The organism is Polynucleobacter sp. Latsch14-2 (assembly GCF_018881925.1).
GTDB lineage: Bacteria > Pseudomonadota > Gammaproteobacteria > Burkholderiales > Burkholderiaceae > Polynucleobacter.
This window is the reverse complement of sequence record NZ_JACVPL010000012.1, coordinates 62,052-80,005: the sequence shown is the minus strand read 5'-3', so window position 1 is coordinate 80,005 and position 17,954 is coordinate 62,052. Positions and strand designations below refer to the sequence as shown.

Sequence of the window (17,954 nt, the reverse complement as noted above, 5' to 3'; positions counted from 1 at the left end):
CATCAAGGTAACGAGATACAAACTTGAGCTTTTCATCCATCTTCGTACTTTCATTCCACGGCATAGTAAGGTCCCTCCTATGCCAAAAACTGTAAAGTATGTGTCCGGTATAAAGTGTTAACTATGTGTCGAGTCGTACAAAAGGGATCACAGAAATGTGGTCCCTTTTCTTTTGGCTGAATGGCATGCGGCGGTCAGTGTGTGGACTCAATAGGCAATCTATTGGACCGTGATGATTAGGGATGTCTGGCACTGGTGGACCGTGAGCTTCTCAAAATGCGATGGTTGTCGGGTTAACCGACATTACACGGGTAGATAACTGGTAGGCCGCTAATGACCCAAGACAAACATCCAAAGAAAAACCACCCGAAGGTGGTTTTAGTATTTCTTGGTTGCCTGGGGCGGCATCGACCAGCACCTAAGATTCTTTGCAAGCATTAATTTAACTTACGGCTTTAATCTTAAGGCTATCAATATCGCCTCTTCGGCGCGCCAGAAAAAGATTGCTTCTTCTCAATATGTCTAAATGTAATTCGGCCTTTACTCAAGTCATAGGGTGAGACCTCTAAAGAAACCTTATCTCCAGCCAATATACGGATGTGATTTTTTTTGACTCTTCCTGCTGTATAGGCAATAAGCTTATGGCCATTATCTAAAGTAATTCGATAACGAGAATCCGGCAGAATTTCGTCAACAAGACCTTCCATTTCAAGCAACTCTTCTTTTGCCATTTAACATCCTTAATAAAAATAAAAAGCCCAGTCATGCTGGGCTTTGGACCAGGCAAATAATTTCCGCCTGGTATTTGCTTCTGATTTAAACAGGTTGAATATTGGATGCTAACTTGCCTTTAGGGCCAGTAGTAATATCAAAAGTCACCGCTTGACCTTCAGCTAATGACTTAAAGCCGTTGCTATTAATTGCTGAAAAATGGGCAAATAAATCTTCACCACCGAGTTCAGGGGTAATAAAGCCGAAGCCTTTAGCGTCGTTAAACCATTTCACTGTTCCGTTTGCCATATCTGACTATTCCTTAAAAAAATATAAAAGGGGGTATGCCCCAAAAGAGGCGAAAGTCAAGAATGGCGGGGGAGATGCTAAAAAGAACTATCGCAGAACTGCGGTATTAATTACTAGTACAACAACACTATTAGCTTGAAAATCGCTAAGGGTATTCTACTCTACCTTGGTCACAAAAGACTATTTACCAACAAATCACCTTCATAATAGACATAAGTACAGGTAAAAGTGCTTTGGCAAGCTGTGAGTCGCGAGTTCGAAAACGAAGTTTCGGCGTAGCCAATCCCGCACGACCCACCAAGCATTACTAAGACTCGCTCTGCGGAGCTTTTTTTACCTGCGATATCCATCCAAAAAAGCCTCCTTATATCTTTATTGGGGTCATTTTTTTGAACTCAACCCCAATTTACCGAAAGGCGGTCAAGATGCGATTAAGCATCTTACGGAAAAGTATGGTCTCACTGTAGAGCAAGTCAAAGCAAATCAAACCAATATCAGGTCAAAAGCTTTGGAGGCTGGATTTCAATTTCACCCAGAAGGTCGTAAACGGGTTTACAACACTTTTGATGCTCATCGCCTACTGTATTGGGCAGCCAAAGCATTTGATTTACAAAAGCAGGTAGCCCTTAAACAGGAATTGCCCAATACTTATTTTTGCCTAGCAGTAAATTTGGATGATCAGAAAAATCTTCTAGATGCAGTAAGTCGTGCTGGCCTAGACTGCATCAAGGCACAGGAAATTCTCTCTGGGGATGAGTTTACGAATGAAGTAAGACAAGAAGAGACTGCTTACATAAATGCAGGTATCAGCTCTGTCCCCTCAATTATTCTCAATGAGCAATACCTCTTGCAGGGCGCCCAAGCTCCTGAATCATTTGTTAATGCATTTGAGCAATTAATCTCAGGTCTGAATCAGAAAATTTAAGCTAGCAATCTAGGGTATCACTGCTATCGAACGGGGCATCACAATGATGTCACTTGGGTCTAATGGCAAACCCTGTTCGAAGCGTTGCATATTATTCATTGCATGTGCGCCGATCTTGGCAACGACCTCACTGACACTAGCACCAGAATGTGGCGTTAACACCACTTGGTCCATGCTCAGTAAAGGGTGATCTTTTTCAATAGGCTCGATACAAAACGTATCTAAGCCGGCACCGCAAAGACGGCCAGTCTGTAGGGCCTCCACCAGTGCAACTTCGTCGATGAGAGCTCCGCGCGCAGTGTTAATCAAAATTGCAGAAGGCTTCATCTTACCCAGTGAGGTAGCGTCAATGATGTTCTTGGTGCTTGCATTAAGCGCTGCATGTAGACTCAAAATATCGCTCTGCGCTAGTAAGGTCTCAAAATCTACCCGCGTCACACCAAGATCACACTCAATAGCCGCATCAATAGGATTTCGACTGCAATACAAGATGCGCACATCAAAGCCTGCTAATCTTTTAGCAACTGCCTGGGCAATGTTGCCAAAGCCAAATAAGCCAACTGTCTTTCCCTCTAGTTGATTACATATGGTCCGTAATTTTGGCGCGATCCATTGACCTTCTGTTACGGAGTTATGCGCTAGCGGAAGTCTACGTAAGCTTGCCAGCATGAGCATGATGGTGTGTTCGGCTACTGGAAGAGAGTTAGCTCCACTAGTAATGGCTACCATAATATTATTTTCACGAGCCGCCTCTAGATCAATCTTCTCAACACCAATTCCCCACTTCTGGATCATCTTGAGATGCGGGGCGCTTTTGATCAGATCAGCATCAATGCTGGTCGCGCCGACAAAAATATACTCCGCACTCTCAAGCATGCGCAGATGCTCAGCACGATCATTGCTTTGCGGGAAGAGAATCTCAAACCCATCGGGTACCAGGCTTTTCAAAACAGCAAGCGTTTCCGCCGCCATTAGCGACAAAAAGGCAATGCGATGAATTTTCTGAGTTGTCATTACAAGTACCATGCAATGGTGCTACCAAAAGGACTTGGGGATGGCTTGGGAGTCATAAGAAGAAGGGCTATTGAGCATTATCAAATTTAGCATAACTCAATGCTAAAAAGGTATGATTTAATAGATTAAAAGAAAAAAATGGTGTGTGCGCAAATTGAGCAATATAAGCGCCTATTTCACCTTATTAACCATGGAGATAGTGCAATGAAAATCAAGAATATTGAGTGCCTCGTCGTTCACCCTGGCTGGAGAAAAAACCTCATTTTTGTTCGTATCGAGACAGATGACGGCATTGTGGGTTGGGGTGAAGCATACAGTCAATATGATCGCGATCAGGCCATTGCCGCTCAAGTGGAATCATTAGGTCGATATCTTATTGGTCGCAATCCATTTCACATTAAGCACTTTGTACAAGTTGCATTTGATGACTATGCTCAGCGTCGCTCGTCACTAGAGTATTGGTGTGCAGTTTCTGGAATTGAACAAGCCTTATGGGACATCGTTGGCAAGGCTAGCAATCAGCCGGTATACAACCTACTGGGTGGGCCCTGCCGAGAAAAAATCCGCGTGTATGCCAATGGCTGGAGTTATAAGATGCATAAGCCTGAGGATTTTGCCCGTGCTGCTGAAGCAGTAGTCAAGCAGGGTTTTACAGCCCTGAAATTTGACCCATTGCCACGACCTTGGCGTACTTATATTCCTAAAGAACATATTCGTCATGCAGTTGCCGTGATGGATGCCATCCGCAAAGCAGTTGGGCCAGATGTGGATTTACTGATTGATATTCATCGACGTCTTGCACCAGCACACGCCATTGAACTCGCCAATGAGATAGCTGTTTTCAAACCCTATTGGTTTGAAGAGCCTTGCCAAGTTGAAAATCTAGAAGCATTGGCAGAAGTGCGTGCACGCAGTCCCATACCCGTTGTGAGTGGTGAAGCCATGTATGGGCGCGCCGACTTCCGTCGTCTGTTCCGCGAGCGCGCCGTAGATATTATTAACCCTGATGTTTCAAACTGTGGCGGCATACTAGAAATGATGTATATCGCAGCAGCAGCCGAAGCAGAAATGGTTGCCGTCTCGCCGCACAACTACAACTCAACCACACTTTCTCTGTCGGCGACTATCCATGCTGCAGCCTGTATGCCGAATTTCACGATCACTGAATATTTCTTACCTTATGAAGAGTTCGGGACGGTCGTCACTAATAATCCTTTAGTGCCAGTGAATGGGTACATCACATTGCCTACCGGCCCTGGTTTAGGCATAGAGGTTAACGAGCAAGCAGTACGGTCTAGACCTTACCAACCCTATCCTGCTCGCAACTTCCGGATGAGTGAAGATGATGATCAGATTGGCCATTAAAGAATGAGTAAATGCAAAGCTACACAAGCAACTTAGCGAAGGAGAGTGTTATGAAAAAATCATGGTTAGTTCAATTCGCTTTAATCTTGATAAGTACCCTTTTGCTAGGCACCACTAGTTTTGCAAGCTATCCTGATAAACCCATTCGCTTCATTACTGGAGTGACTCCAGGTGCCCCCCTAGATTTGATGATGAGGACACTGGCTAAATATCTTAGCGACGAACTTGGACAACCAATTACTGTTGAAAATCGGGTTGGTGGCACCGGTGCGATTTCTATGCAGGCCATACTTAATATGCCAGCCGATGGTTATAACGTCGTTTCTGCCACGAGCTCTACATCCTTCTTGATCGCCGAAGGCAAGACTAACTTTTCAGAAAAGGATTTCATTTTCTTCGGCGGTTTACAGCTAGAGCCTTCAGCAGTCGCAGTTCGAAAAGATAGCCCTTATCACACGCTAGCGCAGTTAGTTGAGGCCCTAAAAAAATCTCCCGATAAAGTTAGCGTTGGCGGCTATGCGACAGCAGGATTCCATCAGTTTGTTTACTATCGATTACAAGAACTCGCGGGTTTCAAAGGCATCTGGATCCCATTTAATGGTGGCAACCAAGGTGTGCTTGCCCTACTTGGAGGTCATCTAGATGCAACAATCATGACACCAAGCTCTGCACTCATGCAAATCAAAAGTGGTGATATCAGGCTACTAGCTATTAGTACTGCACAACGCTCTGAGTATTTTCCTGAGGTACCAACCTTTAAGGAGCAAGGTTACGACCTAGTGGAAAATATCTGGCGAGGGATCATGGTGAAGCATGGTACTCCGCCGGAGGTTGTTGCAAAACTTGCGAATGCAATTAAGGCTGTCGAGGCCAAGCCTGAGTGGAAAAAATTTATGGTTGAAAACGGTCAGTCCCCGATGAATTTGTCAGTTGAAAAAATGCAGAAATATGTTGCTGATGAGATTCAGTCGCGGCGTAAATTTCTGAAAGCAATTACACCGATACAGTAGGTCAGTGGCTCTAATTCCATCAGCGAGCTAATCAGTCTAGTGAGGACTCAGCCTGGAAAATTTAACTATGCCACCTCTTGAATCGGCAGCCCCACGCATATCGTGACTGAATATTTCAATCAAAAGGCAAATTTAGATACGTTTGCGGTTCCGTATACAGGCGCTGGGCCCGCAAAGCAAGGCGTTATCTCAGATCTTCATTTATATACCTTTGAAACAGCTAGCTCTGTTCTTGCACTAATTAAATCCGGAAAATTAAAAGCAATCGCCTTGGCCAGCGATCGAAGACCACCCGTATTGCCCAATGTGCCTACTATTGCAGAATATGGCGTACAGGGCGTCAATGGCTCAACATGGAACATGATCTTTGCACCAGCCAAGACCCTCAAATACATTGTTGAAAAACTGAATCATGTAATTAATAAGTCTTTGACGAATCCCGCAATAGTGAAATGATTAAACGAGCTAGCAATTGATATCAACGCTGCCTCAACGCCAAGCAGTGCGGAGAGTTACTTGAAATCAGAAACTCAGCGCTGGAAAGAATTAGTAAGCTATTCAAAAGTGAAATTAAATTGAATGACTGTCATTAGCCATTGAAATGCAACATTCGGCTTCAAGCCATAAAGTAAAAGCCACTAAGGTTTTTCACCCTAGTGGCTTCATAAAGCCGAAAGACTTACAAGAAACCTAGAACCAAGATTTGATGCTTTAGTCTAAATCGCTCCTAATGTATTAAGCAATGCTTTGCATCAGTGCAAACAGCTCTTTTTGCCCTTCAAAACCAATGCCAGGACGGTCTGATAAACGAATCTTGCCCTCTTCAATACGAGCATCATCCGCAAAACCTGCGAATACACCAAACACTCCTGGATAAGCCTCGCAACCACCCAAGCCAAAGCCGGCAACAATTGCTAAGGTCATTTGATTGCCGCCATGAGGGAATACCGAATGTCTACCCCAGCCCTTCTCACGCATCATTTCAAGGGTTCTGGAAAACTGCACAATTCCATATGACTGTGGTACATCAATCTGAACAATATCTCGATCTGCGCGCAACTTTCCAAATTGCAAAAGATTGCGAATATCTGGCGTAGAAAAAAGATTCTCTCCAGTGGCGATGGGCGACTCATACAAGCCCATGAGCTCATCCAGCAAAGAAAAATCCAAGGGGTCGGTAGGCTCTTCCAGCCACTTTAGGCGATAAGGCGCCAATGCTTTTACATACCGGATAGCACTCTCCCGATTCCAGGCGGCATTAGCATCTACCGCCAAAGAACTTGAGCCTCCCATGACCTCAATTGCGGCATCTAAACGCCGTAGATCCTCATCCAATGGTGCTCCGCCTACCTTAATCTTCATCACGCGATAGCCATCATCTAGGCGCGAACGAATTTCTGCCTGCAACTCCGGTATTCCCTTGCCAGGAGCATACCAACCGCCACCTACATAACAAGGCACTTCAGTTTGAATCTTACCGTCATTGAAACGCTCTGCTAGTAAAGCGTGCAATGGCTTATCTGCAATTTTGGCTACGGCATCCCACACGGCAACTTCAATCGTACCGATGGCAACAGATCGCTCAGTATGGCCACCCGGTTTTTCGCGTTGCATCATGCATGCCAAAATTTTTGCTGGATCTAGATTATTTCCAGACTCATCTAAGAGCGAATCTGGATCTGCTTTCATAATTCTGGGTATGAGGCGGGAACGCATTTGCTCGCCGCAAGCATAGCGACCCGTAGAATTAAAGGCGTAACCAATCACTGGTTTACCCGCCTTCATGACATCAGTGTGAACAGCCACCACAGATGTGGTCATCTCACTAAAGTCAAATACTGAATTGCGTAAAGTTGAGCGCAATGGCACTGCAATTTCACGAATCTCGGTGATCTTCAAAAAACTCTCCCTGATGGTTGAAACTATATTATTGTTAGTGAATAATTAAACAATAGTTTAAATAAGATAGCTAGTGTACTGGCGATTCAGGAGACGATTTATGCATTTACCCAAAGTCTTGCCCCAAACTTCGCTCAGGAGCCTCTTGATAGGATTGCTTAGCATCTGGGCCTGCCTGAGTATGTCTAACAACGCCGCATTTGCCCAATCTCAATGGCCCACACGACCAATCACGATTATTGTGCCCTTTCCACCCGGGGGCGCTACTGATGTCTTGGCTAGAGCCGTTGCCAATCGTCTAGGGCCCGTGCTTGGGCAGCCCATCATCATTGACTACAAACCAGGAGCTGGCGCTACCTTGGGTGCCGCGATTGCAGCCAAGGCACCAGCTGATGGCTACACGCTATTAATGGGGGCTGTGCATCACACCATCGCAGCAAATGTGTACAAGAACCTCAGCTATGATTTTCAGAAAGATTTTGTACCCATAACGGTTGTTGGGGTGCTGCCAAATGTTTTAGTAGTCAATGCAAATAACCCCATCTATAGCGTCAAAGAACTCATTAGCCAAGCAAAAAACCAGCCTGGCAAATTGAGCTATGGCTCCAATGGTAATGGCGCAGCTCAACACTTGATTGGCACCCAGTTTCAGATGCTGACCGATACAGAATTACTGCATGTTCCATACAAAGGAAGCGCGCCCCTCACTACAGATTTGCTGGGCGGGCAAATTGATATGTCATTTGATGCTACTGCCAGCACATTGCCACACATCAAGAGCGGCAAGCTAAGAGCGCTCGCGGTGATTACCCCAAAGCGTAGCGTCTTCTTACCCCAAGTTCCCACACTTGCCGAAGCAGGCGTACCAGGGCTCAATATCACCACATGGTTTGGATTGCTGGCGCCAGCTGGCACACCAAAGCCGATTGTGAACAAACTCCACAGCGCCCTTGTCAAAGTCATGCAAACCCCAGAATTTAGAGCGCAATTAGAGGATGCAGGGGCTGAACCTATTGGCAATTCTCAAGAGGAAATGGCTAAGCAAATTTCAGATGAAATTGAAAAATTTGGCAACATCGTACGCATTGGAAAAATTACCGTTAACTAATATGAAACCTTCTATGAAACGCTACCTACCTCCATCACTAATACATACTTTTTTAAGTCTATTACTGCTGGGATCTTGCGCATTTGCGCAGGCGCAAAATTATCCTAATCGACCCATTAAAGTGGTAATTCCATTTGCTCCTGGAGGTCCGTCGGATATTGTCGGGCGAGTTCTCATGCAACAAATGAGTGAGAACCTCAACACGCCCATCATCATCGAAAACAAACCTGGAGGCGGCTCTAACATTGGCATTCAGCAAGTCGCAAAGTCGGCTCCCGATGGCTACACTCTGTTACTGGTTAGTAGTACATTTGTTATTAACCCAACGCTCTATCCCAATCCAGGATTTGATGCCAACAAGGATTTTGCAGCAGTGGCCCTACCAGTCAGCTCACCCAATGTGCTGGTCGTAAACCCCAACTTCCCCGCTAAAGACATTAAAGAATTTTTTGCTGTTGTCAAAGCAGCCCCAGGCAAGTATGACTATGCATCTCCTGGTGCAGGCACTGGACCTCATCTGAGTGCAGAACTGCTTAAATTAAAAATGAACTTGGATATAGCTCATATTCCGTACAACGGTGGCGGCCCTGCGCTACAAGCTGTTTTAGGCAATCAAGTGCCTATTGGCCTTTCAGCGCTACCGCCAGCCGTTCCACAGGTCAAAGGTGGGGCTTTACGAGCGCTTGCTGTCACAAGCACGACACGCTCTCCATCGCTACCAGACGTACCAACCCTAAAAGAATCAGGTGTGACGGATTTTGAAGGCGATACATTGCAGTTTATTGTCGCCCCTGCAGGAACACCTACAGCAATTGTTCAAAAGTTAAACCGTGAAATTACTAAAGCTCTAGACAATCCAGAATTAAAAAGTAAATTAATTGGCATGGGATACCTCACTTACAACTACACCCCAGAGCAAACTACTCAAAAAGTAAAAGTAGAGGTGGATAAGTGGGCCAAAGTGATTCAGAGCAGAAACATCAAGCCTGACTAAACTACTAGCGGATCTTCTTCAACTACTGCCCATGTACTGTCACCTAGTTTTTTGACTGCCATAGAGTATGTCCAGTTGCCAGGGATCCCGCAGCTCCAGTCTTTGGGGGAGTTCTGAATCAACAAGTTGACTGCATTACGTGCGTCGTAATAAAGATAATAGGTTTTCCCATGCAGGGGGTTAAAGCTAAACTTAGCACTGTGCACCATTTCAGTTGCATCTAATCTTGCTTGCAAAGCTTTAGCCTGCCTCATTAATACTTCCGCCTGCTCCATAATGCGATCGTATTCAAGCTTCGCATTTTGCCGCGCCACGTTCACAGCTTTATCCTTCTCCTCCACTACTTTGATAGGAGCAAATACCGGAGCGCTAACCTCCATTGGGTATTCAATACCAGCATGTCTTGCTGGGTCCGTATCTTCTATTCTCACAAGAACTCCCAATAACTCATTATTAATTTAAAGATCAACGCTTATAAAAGCTCAAGGTAACCTCGCCTAACTCAATGCCAAACTTACTCATCTTGGCTTTATTGAGCATTACTTTCGGCGTAACCAAATACATCCAATCGTTAAACTGCACATTGTAAATAGTGTCATCGACTGGCAAAGCCAAGGTGTAGGTCCAGTTGAGGGCATTCCCAGCAGAATTTCCGAGGGCCTCACCCACGACATCATCAGCACTGCCTATGTATTTTCCTGGAGATACTTCGGTTAATTTCCAAATCCGTTTTTGCTTGCTGCCATCAGAGTAATCAAAACTCTCATCTAGAGTACCTACTTTCTTGCCATCGATCACTTCCCAGTGAGCCTGAATCATTACCGTAAATCTTTTCTTCACTGCTCCACTGCGATCAGTAAAGATGCCATAAGCATCGATAGTCCCCGAGAAATATTCACTCAAATCTAAGACCGGCTTTTCATTCGCATACTGAGACACCGTAGGGCCAGAGCATGCAATCAATAATAATCCGCAGGAAAGGGCTGCAATAAGTCTAAGAAGAAAATGTCTCATTAATCACAAGTCTCGCTAAAAAGGGGTGGGGGACAATTCTGACCCAGTAATTGTTCGCGCAGTTTTGGTGCGCTAGTTTTTTGATCAAACCAAATTCCAAAAAATGCCTTGGGGAAATCCACCCCAGGAATTTGTGCAATTTGCTTACCCTCGTGATAAAAAATAGTGCCCTGCTTAGGGGTATAGATCGCGGTAAGATTTTGACCAGACTCTACATTGGGCATAAAGCTAGCCAACTGTTTACCCCAGCTTGCCGCTTGACCTTCAGGCACGCCAATTCTTTTCATCTCTTCGGCAGTTCTGTTGGCAATTGAAATACCTTTAAAAGACTTTTGATAACGCAAATCCAAGGCAAATTCAGGAGATGTCAGGTTAGCCGAGCGATAGAGTGTCGCATCGTAAATATTAAGCCCCCACCAAGTGAGTCTCCCGCTGCCTTGCAGTTTTGCCAGGCTAAATACCTGATCTATGGACATTGTGTCACTCGCAAAACTGGCAGTGCACAGCAAGAATGTCACCATACAAAACCGCAGACAAAATAAAGCAAGTTTCATGAACTAGCCTTCTTGGTGCTTGTCACTAGCCATAATGCGCTAGGCCCAAATATTCTAGAAATCGCATGTCTATTGCCAGCAAAGAATTTATAGCCGACTTTTAATATAGGCTGTAAAGCTGGTCTTGAAAAAGCCCAAGCCAACCAGGGCAAGTTTGCGCGCTGATAAGCCTCTGGAAACACTGCCACCCCATGAATTACACTGCCGTCCGCATACTGGCCGTACATAGCGGCCAAAGCCTCTTCGCAAGAAACCCCAACCGCTTGCGGATCGTAACGGTCTGTATGAATATCAATAAAGTCGAGTAAATTAGCCTGATTACGGCCCGACAAAAACAGAATCTCCGCCTGACACAAAGGACATTGGCCATCATAAAAAAGAGTAAGTTTTTGCAATTGGGTTACCACGTAGTAAGTGTAAGACTTATTTCATAAACTAGCTGGAGAGCCAAAAAAAAGGATTGGGGCTTACCCAATCCTTAATTAACGCATGCCGCAGTGATTTTTTAAGCTTATTCTGTTACGCCATCATGACTTGAAATAGCTACTGTTGCAGATTGCGTGCTGCGATTACTCCAGGCATGATTACCGCCGCGGATTACAGCAAACTCGCCTGCCCTTAGGTGAATCTCCTTGGTATCCAAAATTAAGAAAATTTCACCTTCCATTACCAAGCAAAAATCTATGGTGTTTGACTTCTGAGAGTAAGGATGATTTGGAATTGTTCCGGAAGTACAGATTTCCGAAGCGCGTGCAGATTTATAAAATGCCTCAACCTGCGCCTTGCTGACCTTACCGCTCCAATTGCTATCAGGAGGGAAGGTGCATACGTTGAGTACGGTTCCCGTTTTAGGTGGCACCAACACATATGGCAAGTGCAATGTTTCCGGAACAATTCTAGCGGGATGACTATCAATCACCCACATCCGTTGCAAAGCAAACCCAGGTCGAGCCGGATCCAAAATTACATCTGGTGAAAATGAGTCGGCAACCAGAGAAGATTTACCAGGCTCCTTATCAATTGTAATGATCCTTCTTTGTGGCTTAACGCCGGCTGGCAATACCTGATTTGGCTTTGCTAGCATTACAGGGATCTCTTCTTCCTGCAACCCCAGACCCTGTTTATCGAACTCGGCAGAGATCATATCAAATGCCATCAAACAGCCGATACGGGAGCTATCCCATAAATGCCAAGCGCCTACCTGAATCACAATATCGCCAGGCCTAATTACTGTTGTGATGTCATCCAACTCAAGACCTCTCTCGCCCTCCATCACTATTCCAAAATCAACTGATTCTGTTTTGTGCATATCGGAGTGAGTCACATTGTTGCCGCCACCACGATCCCATGAGCGTCCATCAGCAGAAACAACTGGCGCATGAGGTGTAACCAATGGGGGTACAGTGCCATCGACATCGTGGTTTGCTAACCAATGAACCGTTCTTAAATGTCCGCCGCCTTTAGGGCCAGGAAATTCATCAGGCCACAAGCTGGCATCTGCTGAACCATTCAGTGGTTGAGGCGTTTTGTTCCATACCCAATAGTCGGTAACCCCCCTACCAGGTACAGCCCCCTCATGGCGAGCAGGTGCATCGCCATCCCAAGAAACAATCGACTTGCCTTGTGCATCGTTGCCAGTTACTACGCGCCTTACGGCCTTCATTTTTTTTGCCATTTTTTCCTCGAAATAAATTAGTTTTTTCTTAATCTGGTGTTGCGCCGGACTCCCGTACTACCGGACGCCACTTGAGCACTTCGCTCTTTAAATAATCATTTAGCTCACCTGGTGTACTGAATACAACATCAAAGCCATCATTGAGAAATTTCTCCCGAACCTCTTTGGAGTTCAGTGCATCACCAATCTTTTGATTGAGCGTATTGACAACAGGCTTAGGTGTTCCAGCCGGCACAAATACCCCGTAAACCAGTTCAGCTTCTATCTCTGGAAAGCCAGACTCAACGAAAGTCGGAATATTCGGCGCCAATCTTGAGCGCGTCTTACTAAACACTGCAATCGCTTTGATCTTGCCTGATTTGATATATGGCAAAGCTGCCGGCAAGCCAACAATAGCAAGTGGCACTTGATTACCCAACAAATCAGTCAGCGCTGGAGCGGCACCCTTATAAGGAATATGTCCCAACTTAATGCCTGCCTTTGAGTTAACTAGCTCTCCTCCAATATGCTGCGGCGAGCCAGCACCTGGAGATCCATAAGAGAATGTCATGGCTGGCTTTGATTTAGCCAATGCAATCAATTCTGCAATAGAGTTTGGTTCAAATGCAGGATTAGCAACCAACACCATTGGTGAGGACACCACCTTTGAGATTCCCTCCAAGTCCCTGGTGGCACTAAAAGGTAAATTCTTAAAAAGTGAATCATTAATTGCAATATTGCCAACGATCGTGACAATCATGAGATAGCCATCTGGCTTTGCTTTTGCCGTAGCATCGACGCCAATATTGCCGCCAGCACCAGGCTTATTGTCAACGATGACACTTTTGCCCAGAGATTCTGAAAGCCTTTGTGCCAATACTCTGCCGATCACATCTGATGGGCCGCCTGCAGCCTGCGGCACAATGAGGTGAATCGCTTTATCGGGAAATGTGCCCTGCCCGTGAGCCAGTTGCAACTGAAAACAGCAGAGTATTGATAGCAATAGCCATGCGAATTTAAGTTTCATATGCGCCCTTTTATTTAGGTTCAGGATCAATTTCTAGAGCCTCTAGAAATCTCGAAACAAGGTTATATGTTGCGATCGTAGCGGTTAACTCAGTCATACCCCTAGCATCGAAGTGTTGATTGACAGCATCAAAAATGGCTTGCGGTACATGAACATCAACAGTCATCGAATCGGTATACGCAAAAACAGCGCGATCTACTGCATCAAATAACTTGGACTTATTCCAATGCTCAATCTCATTAATTTGCTCTTGCGTAACACCCGCCTTCAAAGCATGTGGTGTGTGACTGATAAATTCATACTCAGCTTTATTGATCACCGCAATTCTCATGATTACCAACTCTCGAATCTTTGGACTTAAGAGACTCTTTTGCCTTACCGCAGTGAGTAAATTTAACCATCCCTCGGCAATAGGGGGGCTATTAAGGAGCATCTTATAAAGGTTATGTAATTTTCCGCGTTCCGCAATAATTTGCGCTGTCAACGCTTTCAATTCTGGTTTTCCCTCTAACTCTGGGTATGAAATTCTTGCCATTACTGTCTCCTGATTAAATTTCTAATTTTTATGTACTTAAAACTTACGATGTCCAAACCTCTTCAGGTCACTATCCCCAAAATCCAGCATGCAAGCGATAATGGACCGCATGTTTTGATGTGTTGGGGTGTCCGAATCCAAATTGATGCTTGCGACTTATATTCTTTTATTTTCGAACAATTAGAATTAGATTACTAAATTCGCCTCCTAACCCATACCTGAAGATCAGGTCTTAATCTAATTGTTCGAATAAATAAAGTCAACCTTAATTTCTCCTTATGACAAAAAAATCCAAAGATCTGGAAATATCAAGCCATCTTGAATCTGAAATTCGATCTGGGAAGTACCCCGTGGGAGCTCGCCTGCCAACAGAGGATGAGCTTTGCAAAAGCTTTGAAGCCAGCAGGTACTCCGTAAGACAGGCCCTTGGGTCTATGGTTGGCTTAGGATTAATTTCCAGACATAAGCGATCGGGATCATTTGTTATTTCCACCTCAAGAGTCAGTCAGCTCATTCAGTCAGTTGCCTCAATTCAGCAACTACTCAATTACCCGAGCGAGACGATTCGAGAAACTCTCGGGACTCAATTCATTACAGCCAATCACGAATTAGCCGCAGTCCTGCAATGTGCCCCAGGCGATACCTGGTTTCACATTAAAGCAATCAGACATCCCAAAAATTCAAAAACACCTATTTGCCAAACTGACATCTACATTCTTCCTCAGTTTGCGGGCGTCATTAAGCATAAAAAACATGCACAAATTCCTATAGCTGATCAAATCTTTGAGATGTATGGCGAAACTGCCGACACCACACAAATCGATATTGTGGCAACGAATGTTGATAGCGCTACCGGAGAGACGCTGAAGGTGAAGAAAAACTCTCCAGCCTTAACGGTATACCGCAGATATGCAAATGCAAAAGGGAAAGTTTTTGAGGTGGGAGTAGGCGTCCACCCAGCAGAAAGGTATACCTATTCATTTAACTTCAAGAGAGATTCTTAAGACTGCTACAGGGCAGCAGCCCCAGCCTCTCCGGTTCTAACGCGCACGACATCGTCGAGCTCGGTAACAAATATCTTACCGTCACCAATTTTTCCAGTGTAGGCCGCTTTTGAAATCACATGCAACGCATCCTGTAGCACCTCATCCCTTACAGCAACTTCGATTTTCATCTTTAATAAAAAATCAATGACATACTCTGCGCCGCGATATAGCTCAGTATGACCTTTCTGCCTACCAAACCCCCTAACATCGCAAGAGGTCATTCCTAAAATGCCAATGTGATTAAGAGCCTCATAAACCTCATCCAATTTAAAAGGTTTAATAATTGCGGTAATCAGTTTCATAAAGATCCGAAAGATATAAAGAGGGATAAGTCTTGCAATATCAGTGTGACGTTTTTATTAAACAGGATTGCTGCTTTGCAAAATATTTTCATTGCACTACTTGAGTGCGGGAAAAAGGTAAAATTCCCCCGCTCAATCAATCTGAGCTCTATATCTAAAGGGCTTTAGAGGATAAGGAGGAAGATCCCCAAATGGTGCATAGGGTTTTCCGAATTGTGCAAACAGAAAACTAGTTCTGATTTTTAAAACATAAGATACGACATGCGTATCAAAATCACCAAAAACCTTGTGCTCGGCGTGCAAGATTCGAATCTAGAAAATGACTCTGGCGACCAATTTCCCGTTGGAGAATATCTTGCCAATCTCACGCCAGAAGGAAAAATCGAGGTAGTCAATACCAAAAGGATTAAGGCCCTATTTTCATTCTCTCAATTTAGGGAAAAAATTTCCTTGGGGGAATTTATTGTGCTCGAAGCCTAGTGCTGTCGGCTAGGCTAGGACATCGGATCAGTTTTCTACTTTGATGCCGGCCTTGGCAATAACGCCGCCCCAGAGGTTATATTCCTTCTTCATATAAGCAGCCATTTCTTCAGGTGTTGATGGCGTTGGATCAAGACCCTGCATCAATAATCTCTCCCTGATCTGTGGATCTCTTAAGGCCTTATTAATTGCCACGTTGAGTTTATTCACAATCGCCGGGGGTGTTTTAGGTGGTGCAATAAAGGCATACCAATTGGCAGCCTCATAGCCTGGGTAACCCAACTCAGCGATGGTTGGTACATTAGGCAATGCTTTTGATCGAGTCCGACTTGTAACGGCTAGCGCGTCTACTTTTCCAGACTCAATCAGTTGTTTGGCGGTAATAATGGTGGCAAATAAAGAGGGGACCGTTCCTCCCAATAAGTCATTGATAGCTGGACCACCCCCACGATACCCAATATGAATCAATTTAATTTTTGCTGTTGCTGCAAATAACTCCCCAGCTAAGTGCCCACCACTGCCAGAGCCAGAGCTGCCATATGCCAAACCACCCGGTGTTTTTTCTGCAATAGCGACATACTCAGCCAATGTCTTTGCCTTGAGCACCTGAGGATTCACGATCAATGCATTACCCGAACTAACCCCAAGGCCAAGCGGTGTTACATCTTTTAATGGGTCATACCCAAGCTTGTAAATATGGGGGCTGTAAGCTAGTGGACCTACAGAGCTAAGCATAATGAGATAGCCATCAGGCTGTGATTTAGAAATAACATCCGTGGCGATATTTCCACCCACGCCAGGCTTGTTCTCAATCACAATAGGCTGCCCCAGTTCTTTGGATACATAAGGAGCAATAATTCTTGCGGCGATATCTGTGCCTCCACCAGGTGCGAAACCAACATACAAGCGAATAGGCTTATTTGGATAAGCCTCCTCAGCGTAGCAGTTAAAAGTCAAACAGCAGAGCAAGAAAAAATACGTGAGTCTAATGATCATATTGATTTTCAGTGAAGAGTGGATGAGTGGGCTTTACTGTCTTGCCCACCTAGCCGATAAAAGATCTAATGGCTTTATAAATTAAATCTGGACGCTGTTCCTGTGGATAATGCCCCGTCGGTATATCGGTGCCCTCAAGATTATCGGCCCATTTGCTCCATGCGGCGATCGGCGTAAAGTGCCTGCCACAGTGGCTGTTGCTTCCCCATAAAACTAGAACTGGACAGGTAATTTTCTTGCCTTTTTCCAGGTCAGCTGTATCCATCTCTAAATCGACCGAGACCGTAGCGCGATAGTCTTCGCAGATAGCATGAATTTGCTCTGGCGTCGTGCAGCGCGCATATTCAGCGAAAGCCTCGGGGGCAAAAATTGCCAAACCAACCCCTTTTTTATTAAGCTTGTAATTGATGTAGTAATTTAAATCAGCACAGATCAATGTCTCTGGGAAAGGCTCTTTTTGTGCCATGAAGAACCAATGGTAGGACTCAAGCCCCCAACCCATAGTGACTTTTGTTAACACCTCATGTGTTGGCACAATATCTAGAGGGATAAATTTAGTCACTTTTTCAGGATGATCCAGGCACATCCTAAAGCCCACCCGCGCACCGCGATCGTGGCCTACTACAGGAAACTGATCGAACCCAAGTTGAGCCATCACCTTGACGGCATCATTTGCCATCGTACGAAATGAATACGCAGAGTGATCCCCGCCACCCAATGGTTTATCGCTGTCACCATAACCACGCAAATCAATAGCCACCACAGTAAAGTGCTTTATTAAGGTAGGCGCTATTTTGTGCCAAGTGACATGCGTTAAGGGGTTTCCGTGAATCAACAATAGGGGTGGTCCACTACCACCAATTACGCCATTGATATTGACTCCGCCATCACCTGGAAGCTTAAACGGCTTGAAACCCTCCATCAAATTAGCATTATGTGGAACGAGTTCATCAAATACCAAAGACTCAATATCAGCAGGTGTGTGAATTTTTTTTCTAGACATAACAAGCC

Annotated in this window: 22 protein-coding genes; 8 read left to right on the top strand and 14 right to left on the bottom strand. The window is 44.9% G+C overall.

The window, feature by feature from the left end; genetic code table 11:
• Nucleotides 1-470: 470 nt before the first annotated feature.
• Together infA and ICN46_RS10185 are read right to left on the bottom strand one after the other, a co-directional pair.
• Nucleotides 471-731: a translation initiation factor IF-1 gene (gene infA, locus ICN46_RS10190; RefSeq protein WP_216208283.1), complete on the bottom strand. Its 261-nt coding sequence runs from the start codon at nucleotides 729-731 to the stop codon at nucleotides 471-473.
• Nucleotides 732-816: 85 nt separating this feature from the next.
• Nucleotides 817-1,020 carry a cold-shock protein gene (locus ICN46_RS10185; RefSeq protein WP_216208280.1) on the bottom strand — a complete coding sequence of 68 codons (204 nt, stop codon included), beginning with the start codon at nucleotides 1,018-1,020 and terminating at the stop codon, nucleotides 817-819.
• 319 nt (nucleotides 1,021-1,339) lie between these two features.
• Between ICN46_RS10185 and ICN46_RS10180 the strand changes: the two genes are divergently transcribed.
• Entirely contained in the window at nucleotides 1,340-1,945 is a 606-nt protein-coding gene (locus ICN46_RS10180; RefSeq protein ID WP_216208303.1) for a DsbA family oxidoreductase, read from the top strand.
• 9 nt (nucleotides 1,946-1,954) lie between these two features.
• Here ICN46_RS10180 and ICN46_RS10175 read toward each other — a convergent pair whose 3' ends face one another.
• Nucleotides 1,955-2,959, bottom strand: a complete 1,005-nt coding sequence (locus ICN46_RS10175; RefSeq protein WP_216208277.1) for a 2-hydroxyacid dehydrogenase — start codon at nucleotides 2,957-2,959, stop codon at nucleotides 1,955-1,957.
• 204 nt (nucleotides 2,960-3,163) lie between these two features.
• Here ICN46_RS10175 and ICN46_RS10170 point away from each other — a divergent pair, with 204 nt between their 5' ends.
• From ICN46_RS10170 to ICN46_RS10160, 3 genes are all read left to right on the top strand, one after another.
• Nucleotides 3,164-4,324 (top strand): mandelate racemase/muconate lactonizing enzyme family protein, encoded by a 1,161-nt coding sequence (locus tag ICN46_RS10170; protein WP_216208273.1) that lies wholly within the window; start codon nucleotides 3,164-3,166, stop codon nucleotides 4,322-4,324.
• A 50-nt stretch (nucleotides 4,325-4,374) separates the two neighbouring features.
• The gene (locus ICN46_RS10165; protein WP_216208268.1) at nucleotides 4,375-5,334 is read left to right on the top strand and encodes a tripartite tricarboxylate transporter substrate binding protein; all 960 of its coding nucleotides are present in this window, start codon (nucleotides 4,375-4,377) and stop codon (nucleotides 5,332-5,334) included.
• Nucleotides 5,335-5,415: 81 nt separating this feature from the next.
• Nucleotides 5,416-5,790 carry a Bug family tripartite tricarboxylate transporter substrate binding protein gene (locus ICN46_RS10160; RefSeq protein ID WP_370625536.1) on the top strand — a complete coding sequence of 125 codons (375 nt, stop codon included), beginning with the start codon at nucleotides 5,416-5,418 and terminating at the stop codon, nucleotides 5,788-5,790.
• A 279-nt stretch (nucleotides 5,791-6,069) separates the two neighbouring features.
• On the opposite strand, the gene ICN46_RS10155 is transcribed toward ICN46_RS10160, so the two are convergent.
• Nucleotides 6,070-7,233, bottom strand: a complete 1,164-nt coding sequence (locus ICN46_RS10155; RefSeq protein ID WP_255538837.1) for an enolase C-terminal domain-like protein — start codon at nucleotides 7,231-7,233, stop codon at nucleotides 6,070-6,072.
• A gap of 181 nt (nucleotides 7,234-7,414) precedes the next feature.
• On the opposite strand from ICN46_RS10155, the gene ICN46_RS10150 reads away from it, so the two are divergent.
• Both ICN46_RS10150 and ICN46_RS10145 read left to right on the top strand, forming a co-directional pair.
• A complete protein-coding gene (locus tag ICN46_RS10150; RefSeq protein ID WP_255538836.1) occupies nucleotides 7,415-8,341 on the top strand; it encodes a Bug family tripartite tricarboxylate transporter substrate binding protein in 927 nt (308 codons plus the stop codon).
• A 1-nt stretch (nucleotide 8,342) separates the two neighbouring features.
• Entirely contained in the window at nucleotides 8,343-9,335 is a 993-nt protein-coding gene (locus ICN46_RS10145; RefSeq protein ID WP_216208260.1) for a Bug family tripartite tricarboxylate transporter substrate binding protein, read from the top strand.
• Here the strand turns inward: ICN46_RS10145 and ICN46_RS10140 are convergent.
• The 7 genes from ICN46_RS10140 to ICN46_RS10110 form a co-directional block, all read right to left on the bottom strand.
• Nucleotides 9,332-9,766, bottom strand: a complete 435-nt coding sequence (locus ICN46_RS10140) for a DUF2452 domain-containing protein (RefSeq protein ID WP_216208258.1) — start codon at nucleotides 9,764-9,766, stop codon at nucleotides 9,332-9,334. The genes ICN46_RS10145 and ICN46_RS10140 overlap by 4 nt on opposite strands.
• A 34-nt stretch (nucleotides 9,767-9,800) precedes the next feature.
• Nucleotides 9,801-10,349, bottom strand: coding sequence for a DUF3833 domain-containing protein (locus ICN46_RS10135; protein WP_216208255.1), 549 nt, complete (start codon nucleotides 10,347-10,349; stop codon nucleotides 9,801-9,803).
• Entirely contained in the window at nucleotides 10,349-10,903 is a 555-nt protein-coding gene (locus ICN46_RS10130) for a chalcone isomerase family protein (RefSeq protein WP_216208252.1), read from the bottom strand. The genes ICN46_RS10135 and ICN46_RS10130 overlap by 1 nt, the downstream gene beginning before the upstream one ends.
• Nucleotides 10,900-11,310: a thiol-disulfide oxidoreductase DCC family protein gene (locus ICN46_RS10125; protein WP_216208249.1), complete on the bottom strand. Its 411-nt coding sequence runs from the start codon at nucleotides 11,308-11,310 to the stop codon at nucleotides 10,900-10,902. Before ICN46_RS10125 ends, ICN46_RS10130 begins: the two co-directional genes overlap by 4 nt.
• A gap of 104 nt (nucleotides 11,311-11,414) precedes the next feature.
• Nucleotides 11,415-12,578: a cupin domain-containing protein gene (locus ICN46_RS10120; protein ID WP_216208246.1), complete on the bottom strand. Its 1,164-nt coding sequence runs from the start codon at nucleotides 12,576-12,578 to the stop codon at nucleotides 11,415-11,417.
• A gap of 28 nt (nucleotides 12,579-12,606) precedes the next feature.
• Entirely contained in the window at nucleotides 12,607-13,584 is a 978-nt protein-coding gene (locus ICN46_RS10115; RefSeq protein ID WP_216208243.1) for a Bug family tripartite tricarboxylate transporter substrate binding protein, read from the bottom strand.
• Nucleotides 13,585-13,594: 10 nt separating this feature from the next.
• Complete coding sequence (locus ICN46_RS10110; protein ID WP_216208238.1) at nucleotides 13,595-14,119, bottom strand: carboxymuconolactone decarboxylase family protein; 525 nt, start codon at nucleotides 14,117-14,119, stop codon at nucleotides 13,595-13,597.
• A gap of 278 nt (nucleotides 14,120-14,397) precedes the next feature.
• On the opposite strand from ICN46_RS10110, the gene ICN46_RS10105 reads away from it, so the two are divergent.
• Nucleotides 14,398-15,123, top strand: a complete 726-nt coding sequence (locus ICN46_RS10105; protein ID WP_216208235.1) for a GntR family transcriptional regulator — start codon at nucleotides 14,398-14,400, stop codon at nucleotides 15,121-15,123.
• A gap of 5 nt (nucleotides 15,124-15,128) precedes the next feature.
• Here ICN46_RS10105 and ICN46_RS10100 read toward each other — a convergent pair whose 3' ends face one another.
• Entirely contained in the window at nucleotides 15,129-15,467 is a 339-nt protein-coding gene (locus ICN46_RS10100; protein ID WP_216208232.1) for a P-II family nitrogen regulator, read from the bottom strand.
• A gap of 261 nt (nucleotides 15,468-15,728) precedes the next feature.
• Here ICN46_RS10100 and ICN46_RS10095 point away from each other — a divergent pair, with 261 nt between their 5' ends.
• Nucleotides 15,729-15,947 carry a hypothetical protein gene (locus ICN46_RS10095; RefSeq protein WP_216208227.1) on the top strand — a complete coding sequence of 73 codons (219 nt, stop codon included), beginning with the start codon at nucleotides 15,729-15,731 and terminating at the stop codon, nucleotides 15,945-15,947.
• 27 nt (nucleotides 15,948-15,974) lie between these two features.
• Here ICN46_RS10095 and ICN46_RS10090 read toward each other — a convergent pair whose 3' ends face one another.
• Nucleotides 15,975-16,943 (bottom strand): Bug family tripartite tricarboxylate transporter substrate binding protein, encoded by a 969-nt coding sequence (locus tag ICN46_RS10090; RefSeq protein WP_216208225.1) that lies wholly within the window; start codon nucleotides 16,941-16,943, stop codon nucleotides 15,975-15,977.
• Between the two features lie 49 nt (nucleotides 16,944-16,992).
• Nucleotides 16,993-17,946, bottom strand: a complete 954-nt coding sequence (locus ICN46_RS10085; protein WP_255538835.1) for an alpha/beta fold hydrolase — start codon at nucleotides 17,944-17,946, stop codon at nucleotides 16,993-16,995.
• Nucleotides 17,947-17,954 lie beyond the last annotated feature (8 nt).

Excerpts from the sequence above, each read along its gene's own strand:
- ICN46_RS10095 (WP_216208227.1), top strand. The coding sequence starts at position 15,729 with ATGCGTATCAAAATCACCAAAAACCTTGTGCTCGGCGTGCAAGATTCG.
- ICN46_RS10130 (WP_216208252.1), bottom strand. The coding sequence starts at position 10,903 with ATGAAACTTGCTTTATTTTGTCTGCGGTTTTGTATGGTGACATTCTTG.
- ICN46_RS10110 (WP_216208238.1), bottom strand. The coding sequence starts at position 14,119 with ATGGCAAGAATTTCATACCCAGAGTTAGAGGGAAAACCAGAATTGAAA.
- ICN46_RS10175 (WP_216208277.1), bottom strand. The coding sequence starts at position 2,959 with ATGACAACTCAGAAAATTCATCGCATTGCCTTTTTGTCGCTAATGGCG.
- ICN46_RS10105 (WP_216208235.1), top strand. The coding sequence starts at position 14,398 with ATGACAAAAAAATCCAAAGATCTGGAAATATCAAGCCATCTTGAATCT.
- ICN46_RS10085 (WP_255538835.1), bottom strand. The coding sequence starts at position 17,946 with ATGTCTAGAAAAAAAATTCACACACCTGCTGATATTGAGTCTTTGGTA.
- ICN46_RS10170 (WP_216208273.1), top strand. The coding sequence starts at position 3,164 with ATGAAAATCAAGAATATTGAGTGCCTCGTCGTTCACCCTGGCTGGAGA.
- ICN46_RS10120 (WP_216208246.1), bottom strand. The coding sequence starts at position 12,578 with ATGGCAAAAAAAATGAAGGCCGTAAGGCGCGTAGTAACTGGCAACGAT.
- ICN46_RS10145 (WP_216208260.1), top strand. The coding sequence starts at position 8,343 with ATGAAACCTTCTATGAAACGCTACCTACCTCCATCACTAATACATACT.
- ICN46_RS10150 (WP_255538836.1), top strand. The coding sequence starts at position 7,415 with ATGTCTAACAACGCCGCATTTGCCCAATCTCAATGGCCCACACGACCA.
- ICN46_RS10090 (WP_216208225.1), bottom strand. The coding sequence starts at position 16,943 with ATGATCATTAGACTCACGTATTTTTTCTTGCTCTGCTGTTTGACTTTT.
- ICN46_RS10115 (WP_216208243.1), bottom strand. The coding sequence starts at position 13,584 with ATGAAACTTAAATTCGCATGGCTATTGCTATCAATACTCTGCTGTTTT.
- ICN46_RS10185 (WP_216208280.1), bottom strand. The coding sequence starts at position 1,020 with ATGGCAAACGGAACAGTGAAATGGTTTAACGACGCTAAAGGCTTCGGC.
- ICN46_RS10100 (WP_216208232.1), bottom strand. The coding sequence starts at position 15,467 with ATGAAACTGATTACCGCAATTATTAAACCTTTTAAATTGGATGAGGTT.
- ICN46_RS10135 (WP_216208255.1), bottom strand. The coding sequence starts at position 10,349 with ATGAGACATTTTCTTCTTAGACTTATTGCAGCCCTTTCCTGCGGATTA.
- ICN46_RS10165 (WP_216208268.1), top strand. The coding sequence starts at position 4,375 with ATGAAAAAATCATGGTTAGTTCAATTCGCTTTAATCTTGATAAGTACC.
- infA (WP_216208283.1), bottom strand. The coding sequence starts at position 731 with ATGGCAAAAGAAGAGTTGCTTGAAATGGAAGGTCTTGTTGACGAAATT.